This is a genomic window from Nonomuraea sp. NPDC001684 (assembly GCF_053596515.1).
In genome coordinates this window covers 1-5,222 of the sequence record NZ_JBSFGJ010000570.1, presented here as the reverse complement: position 1 = coordinate 5,222, position 5,222 = coordinate 1, and the positions used below count along the sequence as shown (strand labels likewise).

Genomic DNA, 5,222 nt, shown 5'->3' with positions numbered 1-5,222 from the left:
AAGATCGTCGAGGAGTGCTCGCTGCCGCTGACGGGCCGGCGATGCGTGCACCGGATCATCACCGACCTCGGACATGTGCCCGTCCGGGCCGCCGTCGTGGACCATCGCCGAGAGCATGCCGGGGCCGGGCCGCTCGGCGTACTGCTCGAGCAGCCCGGACATGAACTGCGCGAGCTCCTCCACGCTGCGGCGCGCGCCCGCCAGCCGGTTCCGCATCTCCTCGGAGGCCGCCTCCGGGCCGAAGTCGAGGGCGTCCAGGGCGGTCTCGATCCAGGCGTGGAAGCGGGGTTCGTCCTCCAGCGGCACACCCAGGACCTTGCAGATGAGGGTCACCGGCAGCGGGTAGGCGAACTCGTCCACGACGTCGATCCGGGTCTTGCCCCGCATGCCGTCCAGCAGGCCGGTGACGATGCGGCGGATGTCGGGCTCCAGGTCGGAGATCTGGTGCGGAGCGTGGGCCGGGCCGAAGAAGTGCCGCGTCATCATGCGGCGGTCGCGGTCATGTTCGGGCGGGTCGCAGGTGATGATGTTCGGCTCCAGTTCGATGACAGCCTCGGTGATCGGCTCGGCCCCCGGCTCGGCCGCGGCCGGGGCGCGGGCCGGCAGCCTCCGGACATCGGAGCTGACGCGAGGATCGTGGAGCAGCTGGACGATCTCCCGGTAGGTGCTGACGACGTAGGTGCCGTCCGGCTGCCGCGCCACCGGGGTCTTGCGGAGCTCGGCGTAGAAGGGGTACGGATTGGCGCGGTTGGCGTAGCGCAGCGCCTGCTGCCAGGGCGTCTCCTCGGGCATGATCTTCCGCTCCTTCCTGCCGCTCTCAGTGGCCTCGGGGCCGGAACTCGGCCCTGCGCTCGTTCGGGTCGTGGCCGGTGAGGACGACGTCGGGGATCGCCGTCGGGACACCCGGCGCCGGGAACTCCGCGGGGACCGGTTTCATGACGTCCGGCCGGTCCCAGCCCGGCGGCGGGGGCGGGAAGGCAGCCGACTCCTCGATCAGCCGCGCGTAGTACTCCAGCCACTTGCCGTGGTCGAAGGTGACGGCGGCGACGACGCGGCCCCGGCGGCCGTAGGCGGCGGCGAAGGAGCGGTCCTTGACGGAGCCCTGCGTGAAGACGATCTCGTCACCGAACGACGGCACGCCGACGGACTTGATGTTGACGCCGAACTGGCCGGACCAGAAGCCCGGCAGCAACAGATGCGGGCGGTAGTGCGGTTCGAGGTTGACCATGTTGTGAGCCGCCACCTCGGCGCCGAGGACGGCGTTGTCCCAGTGCTCCATCGCGAGGAACTGGTACTCGTACAGCACATGTGGCGCGCGCGCCACGTCCCCCGCCACGTAGACGCTGTCGGTCACCACGCCGTTGATGTCGAAGGCCCGGCCCCCGGCGTCGCAGCCGACCCCCCAGAAGCCGGCCGCCAGCCCGGAGCCCTGCAGCCATTCCACGTTACGGATCGACCCCAGGGCGGCGAGCACCACGTCGGCCTCGACGGTGGTCCCGTCCGAGAGCTGGGCGCGCCGCACGTGTCCGCCCGCGTCGCCCTCCAGCGACGACACGCTCACCCCACAGCGCAGGTCAACGCCGTGGTCGCGCTGCATCTGCGCGGCGATCTCGCCGATCACCCCGCCCAGCGCCCCGACCAGGGGGGCCGAGCCCCGCTCAGTGAGGGTCACGGGGATGTCGAGCTCCCGGCAGACGGAAGCCACCTCCGAGCCGATGAACCCGCCGCCGACGACCAGCACCCGCGACGGCCGCGCGGCCAGCGCCTGCTGCATGCCCGCGGCGTCGTCGCGCGAGCGCAGCGAGAACACGCCCTCAAGGGCGGCCTCGGCCGGGTTGGGCCACTGCCGCGCGCGCGTCCCCGTGGCGATCAGCAACCGGTCGTACGGGACCGTCTCGCCGTCGGCCAGGCGTATCTGTTTGGTGCCCCGGTCCAGCCCGGTGGCGGCGACGCCGAGCCGCCACTGTGCGTCGACGTCCCGGAAGCGGGGCAGCAGGGTGTGATCGGCCGGCACCCAGCCCTTGAGCACCTGCTTGGACAGGGGAGGACGGTCGTAGGGCTCGTACGGCTCGTCCCCGATGATGGTCAAGGATCCGTTGAAGCCCTCCTCGCGCAAGGCTTCGGCGGCCCGTAGCCCCGCCAGGGAGGCGCCGACGATGACGATCCGGCCGTTGGCCCTGAAGTCGCGGACCAGCTCGGCGAGCGTCGCCGACAGGGTCATGATCGCGCACCCCGCTCCGCGCCGTCCAGGCGGTCGATCATGATCGCCCGCACCGGGCAGGCCGCGGCGGCTCGCTCGACCTGCAGGCGCCGCGCGTCGTCGGGGTTCGGCTCGTAGGTGAGCGCCTCCGTACCGTTCAGCTTGAAGACCTCGTGGGCCAGATACACACACTGCGCGTATCCCTGGCACCGGTTCAGGTCCACGACGATGCGCATGGACAGACCCCCTCCGTCCTCGCCTGCCCGGCCGCCGGAGCGGTCAGGCGTCTGACCAGCAGGCCACAAGACGATTCTCCGCCGCCGGTTTTCATCACCACAACCACCGCACAACCACTGCCAGGGAAAAGATGCTCACGCCGGGGGCAGGCCGGGTCGTCGGCGCGGCAGCAAGAGTCGCAGGGCGCCGGGCCGGATGTCGCATGTCGCGGGCAGGTGGAGTTCCACCGTTTCCCCGTCGATCCCGGCCGGGAGGAGCCGTGCGGCGCCGTCCAGCCTGACATGGGCCGCCGCCCAGGCGATGATGCCGGTCTCGGCCGAATCCGGGGTGGCCTGCCGGCGCAGGTCGCCGCGCAGGCGTACGAACAGGTCCGCGTCTACCTCGCCAGGCCGCGGCGATCTGATCCGGTGCTCCTGACACCCGCCGATGTCGCGTTCATCGACCCGGGGATGCGGCCGTTGCGCCTGGTGGCGGATGTGACCCAAGATGATCGCTGCTCTCCACCGCCCGCCTTGCCGTTACACATCATGGTCATGGGCTTACAGCGCTAGTCTCGGCTCTGGGGCGGGTTTCCTTCGTGGAGGGGGAAAGGTTCGCTTCTGCCCAGTCGCCGCGGCGGGAGGCGCGTGCACCTGCGGCTCCTTGCGCCGCCGCGGCAACGCGGCGGCGGGAACCAGGCGCGTGCACCGGTTCGTTGAGTCAGCGCAAGGGATCGCCGTGGCAGGAAGGTGTGTGGCGTGGAAGTCACCGGGATCATTTCCGGCATCATCATCGGCCTGGTGATCGGCGCTCTGGGGCGGCTGGTCATTCCTGGGCGGCAGCGCATCCCGATCTGGCTGACGCTGGTGATCGGCGTGGTAGCGGCCTTGATCGGTACGGCTATCGCGGCGGCACTCGGCGTGGCTGATACGCGCGGAATCGACTGGATCGAGCTCGGCATTCAGGTCGCGCTGGCGGCTCTGGGGGTGTCGCTGACAGCGGGCATGTACGGCCGGCGCCGCGAGTAGCCGGCCGCGAGCGGATCACGACGGTACAACGGCCATGGGCAGGCGCCCGTGGCCGTTGCCGCTTCCCAGTCAGTTCCCAGCAATGATGGCTGGCCTCGCCGGCCATGATGTGGAAGCGCAAAATCGACGGCGCGCCGGCCAGGTACGCAGGACTTCGCATCGAGCGCGCAGGGAAAGCCGGGCATACGGTGGAACCTGCTGGCAGGTCCACCGCAATGCCGTTCCGGCCCCCGCCGATCCGCAAGCCGATCGTCTGCTGAAGGCGCCGGTGTTCCTCCTGTCTCCGGTACGGTCCGGCTCGACGTTGCTGCGGGCGGGCGCGACCTGTCCGGCCTGGAGCACCTGCTGTGGGATCGGGTGCCGCACCGAGAACTGGTGCGCTCCGGCAAGCGGTTCATGATGGGCAAGACACCGGCCGACGTGTTCACCATCGAACGGATCGCCGCCTGCTGGGGGTGTTCACGGGTACCCGTGAGCTAGACCGATACGGGCCAACTGAAGATCGCTTCCGCCTCACCTGAGATCGTTTCGCGCCGCCTCGGCTCTTGAGGCTCGCCACCGTACGCGCAGGAAGCAGGCAAACACGAGGCCCACAGTCACGGCGGCCGCCGTCCACACGACCCACTGCCCGATGTTCCTGAGCACGTCGTTCCTGCCCGGTGGCAGCACGGCCATCTGGACGGCCGCGCCCACCGGCACGGTCAGCCGGGCGAGCACACCGATCAGTCCCGGATGCCCAGCGCAGGCTCCGATGGCACCGAGTACCGGACCGAACAAGGCGCTCGCCACCCACCAGTAGACCGTGTCATCGACGTAGGAGCCGGATGAGACGTCGTGGACGATCGTGTCGGCGATGTAGTAGGCAGCGGTGGCGGCGACCAAGGCCACCACGCCGACGACGGCGCCCAGCGCCAGCCGGCGGCCCGTGAGGACACCTCCTAGGCCACGGGTGGCCCACCATCCCGCCAGCACCCCCAGTCCGGCCCACGCCCAGCCGGCGTCCAGCAGGATGCTGACGATCTCTGTGATCGACCACCCTCGGGTGGTGGCCTCGGTGCTTTCCACATCCACGGTCGTAGTGGCCGCGGCGTTGGCCAGCGAGGTGGCGGCGCCGAATATCGCGCCGACGGCCAGGGCGCTCAGCAGGGAGATGAAGCGGGGCCGCGGGATGGTGGTCATGGGCGGCTTTCTACCAGATTGGGCGGCCGGCCCGGAGGGCCGCGCTCAAGCGCCCGCTGTCGTGAGTTCGCGGAGGGCTTCAAGGACGGCTGGGCAGCGGCCTTGCGGAGGGCAGGAGCACCACCCCCGCCAAGCCGCTCAGAGGCTAAAGGCGGGCGAGGCATGGCAAGATCACAATTTGGTGTTCCGCACGAGCGTCGGCACCCGACTGGACGCATCGAACGCGCGGCGGGCATTCCGCAAGATCACCAAGGCGGCGGAGATCGGACCCGCATGGAGCCCGCGAGAACTGCGTCACTCGTTCGTTTCCATCATGAGCGAGCAGGGCGTACCCATCGAGTCCATCGCTGCTCTCGTCGGACACGCGGGCACCAGCGTCACAGAAGCGGTCTACCGGCACCAGATCAGTCCGGTGATCACCAAGGGGCCCCCGGCCATTAACTCGATCTTCGGCGAGAAGCCCACGGGTTGAGAGTCCGAGTGAGATGGCTCCCCGATCAGTATCGACTTGCGGCCATGAGTAAGGGGCCTTCGGATTGCTCCAAAGACCCTTCTCACCCGGAAGAGGCGATATCGCCGACGATCACTGGACGGCCCGC

General features: G+C 69.8%; 6 protein-coding genes and 1 pseudogene. 2 read left to right on the top strand and 5 right to left on the bottom strand.

What is annotated here, in order from left to right:
• The 4 genes and pseudogenes from ACWCSD_RS47360 to ACWCSD_RS47345 form a co-directional block, all read right to left on the bottom strand.
• Window positions 1–792 (bottom strand): annotated as a pseudogene (locus ACWCSD_RS47360) (hypothetical protein); the annotation flags it as partial.
• Window positions 793–817: 25 nt separating this feature from the next.
• Window positions 818–2,221 (bottom strand): NAD(P)/FAD-dependent oxidoreductase, encoded by a 1,404-nt coding sequence (locus ACWCSD_RS47355; protein ID WP_397162660.1) that lies wholly within the window; start codon window positions 2,219–2,221, stop codon window positions 818–820.
• A complete protein-coding gene (locus ACWCSD_RS47350) occupies window positions 2,218–2,436 on the bottom strand; it encodes a ferredoxin (protein WP_397162661.1) in 219 nt (72 codons plus the stop codon). The genes ACWCSD_RS47355 and ACWCSD_RS47350 overlap by 4 nt, the downstream gene beginning before the upstream one ends.
• A gap of 135 nt (window positions 2,437–2,571) precedes the next feature.
• Window positions 2,572–2,922: a hypothetical protein gene (locus ACWCSD_RS47345; protein WP_449925509.1), complete on the bottom strand. Its 351-nt coding sequence runs from the start codon at window positions 2,920–2,922 to the stop codon at window positions 2,572–2,574.
• A 252-nt stretch (window positions 2,923–3,174) separates the two neighbouring features.
• Between ACWCSD_RS47345 and ACWCSD_RS47340 the strand changes: the two genes are divergently transcribed.
• Window positions 3,175–3,444 carry a GlsB/YeaQ/YmgE family stress response membrane protein gene (locus ACWCSD_RS47340; protein WP_449925506.1) on the top strand — a complete coding sequence of 90 codons (270 nt, stop codon included), beginning with the start codon at window positions 3,175–3,177 and terminating at the stop codon, window positions 3,442–3,444.
• 513 nt (window positions 3,445–3,957) lie between these two features.
• On the opposite strand, the gene ACWCSD_RS47335 is transcribed toward ACWCSD_RS47340, so the two are convergent.
• Window positions 3,958–4,623, bottom strand: coding sequence for a hypothetical protein (locus tag ACWCSD_RS47335; protein ID WP_397162665.1), 666 nt, complete (start codon window positions 4,621–4,623; stop codon window positions 3,958–3,960).
• On the opposite strand from ACWCSD_RS47335, the gene ACWCSD_RS47330 reads away from it, so the two are divergent.
• Complete coding sequence (locus ACWCSD_RS47330; protein ID WP_449925502.1) at window positions 4,595–5,095, top strand: tyrosine-type recombinase/integrase; 501 nt, start codon at window positions 4,595–4,597, stop codon at window positions 5,093–5,095. The two genes, ACWCSD_RS47335 and ACWCSD_RS47330, sit on opposite strands and share 29 nt — an antisense overlap.
• Window positions 5,096–5,222: the final 127 nt, after the last annotated feature.

Bases quoted from the DNA above. Each gene is read 5' to 3' on its own strand.
- ACWCSD_RS47355 (WP_397162660.1), bottom strand. From the start codon at position 2,221: ATGACCCTGTCGGCGACGCTCGCCGAGCTGGTCCGCGACTTCAGGGCC.
- ACWCSD_RS47350 (WP_397162661.1), bottom strand. From the start codon at position 2,436: ATGCGCATCGTCGTGGACCTGAACCGGTGCCAGGGATACGCGCAGTGT.
- ACWCSD_RS47330 (WP_449925502.1), top strand. From the start codon at position 4,595: ATGAAGCGGGGCCGCGGGATGGTGGTCATGGGCGGCTTTCTACCAGAT.
- ACWCSD_RS47335 (WP_397162665.1), bottom strand. From the start codon at position 4,623: ATGACCACCATCCCGCGGCCCCGCTTCATCTCCCTGCTGAGCGCCCTG.